Origin of the sequence: Nitrosomonas sp. JL21 (assembly GCF_009833095.1) — a bacterium.
Classification (GTDB): Bacteria; Pseudomonadota; Gammaproteobacteria; order Burkholderiales; family Nitrosomonadaceae; genus Nitrosomonas.
The window spans coordinates 1-2,108 of sequence record NZ_QRCB01000073.1 but is presented as its reverse complement, the minus strand read 5'-3'; the positions used below and the strand labels follow the sequence as shown (position 1 = coordinate 2,108).

The window sequence follows — 2,108 nt, the reverse complement described above, 5'->3', positions numbered from 1 at the left end:
TACCAATGTGGGTGCTTGGTTGCCTGAGCTGACAGGCGCAGTGGCATTACTCGTTACGCTCTCGGCGTGGCCACCAAGGTCGGTGTATGCCGCCTGTACGGTGATGACTTTACCCACATCGGCAGGTGCCAGTACATAACTGGCGCCGGTCGCGCCGGTATCGACGCCATCGCGCAACCAATGGTACGTAATGGCTCCGAGGCCATCGGCATCAGTCAAGTTGTCGCTCACATTCAGCGTTTGGCCTTGTTGTGCCGTGCCGGTAATCGTGACATTCCCCACAGGCGCATCATTAACATCAGCAACGGGTAAGGTGGCAGCGCTCATCACGCTCTCAGCCTGACCGCTCAGGTCGGTGTATGTTGCCTGTACGGCGAATACTTTGCCGATATCAGCCTGGGTTAGTCCATAGCTGACACCCGTGATACCGGTATCGACACCATCGCGCAACCAGTGATACGTAATTTCTCCGAGGCCGTCGGCATCGGCCAGATCGTTGCTCACATTCAGCGTTTGGCCTTGTTCAGCCGCGCCGGTGATCGTGACAGCACCCACTGGTGCGTCATTGACGTTGGCAACAAGCGCAGTCGCATTGCTCAGCACGCTCTCGGCATGGCCGCCCAGGTCGGTGTATGTTGCCTGTGCAGTGACTGCCTTGCCTACGTCGGCTTGCGTCAACAAGTAACTCGCACCGGTTGCACCGGTATCGATACCATCGCGCAACCAATGATACGTAATTTCTCCCAAACCATCGGCGTCAATCAGATCGTTACTCACATTCAGCGTTTGGCCCTGTTCAGCCGTGCCAGTGATAGTGACACTACCCGCTGGCACATCGTTGAGGTTGATAACTGGTACAGTAGGATTGCTCAATACGTTCTCAGCATGACCGCCAAGGTCGGTATAGGTCGCTTGAACGGTGAATACTTTGCCGATATCCGCTTGGGTCAATACATAATTCGTTTCGGTCACACCGGTATCAACATCGTCGCGCAGCCAGTGATACGTGATTGCTCCGAGGCCGTCGGCATCAGTCAGATCGTTGCTCACGCTCAGTGTCTGACCTTGCTCAGCCGTGCCGCTGATCGTGACACTGCCCACTGGCAAATCGTTGACATCGGCAACCACTGCGGTGGCTGCGCTCATGACGCTCTCAGCCTGACCGCCCACATCGGTATACGTTGCTTGCACGGTAAAGACTTTACCGACATCGGCTTGCGTCAATAAGTAATCGATACCGGTAGCACCCGTATCAATGCCGTCGCGCAACCAGTGATACGTGATTTCTCCGAGGCCATCGGCATCGGTCAGATCGTTGCTTACGCTCAGTGTCTGGCCTTGTTCTGCCGTGCCGCTAATCGTGACATTGCCCGCTGGTGTGTCATTGACATTGGCAACGGGTGCAGTCGCATTGCTCAGTATGCTCTCGGCATGGCCACCCAGGTCGGTATACATTGCCTGTACAGTGACTGCCTTGCCCACGTCGGCTTGTGTCAACAAGTAACTTGCACCGGTAGCACCGGTATCGGAACCGTCGCGCAACCAGTGATAAGTGATTGCTCCAATGCCATCGGCATCGGTCAGATCGTCGCTCACGTTCAGCATCTGGCCTTGCTCTGCCGTGCCGGTGATCGTAACGCTGCCCACTGGCAAGTCATTGATATCAGTAACTGCTGCGGTTGGTGCACTCGTTACGCTTTCGGCTTGGCCGCCAGCATCGGTATAGGTTGCCTGTACCGTGAATACTTTGCCGATATCAGCCTGGGTCAGCACAAAACTCGTCTCGGTCACACCGGTATCGACACCGTCGCGTAACCAATGATAGGTAATTTCTCCGAGGCCATCCACATCGGTCAGGTCGTTGCTTACGCTCAGTGTCTGGCCTTGCTCTGCCGTGCCGGTGATCGTGACACTGCCCACTGGCGGATCATTAACGTCTGCAACCGCTGCGGTAGCCGCGCTCGTCATGCTCTCAGCATGTCCACCCAGGTCGGTGTAGGTTGCTTGTACGGTAAAGACCTTGCCTACGTCGGCTTGCGTCAATAAGTAGTCGATACCGGTCGCGCCTGTATCGACGCCGTCGCGCAGCCAATGATAGGTAATTTCTC

Annotated in this window: 1 protein-coding gene; it reads right to left on the bottom strand. The window is 56.0% G+C overall.

Annotated elements, in window-relative coordinates:
- Positions 1 to 2,108 (bottom strand): hypothetical protein (locus ABF87_RS14525; protein WP_205012713.1); only part of this gene is annotated, 2,108 nt, incomplete at both ends.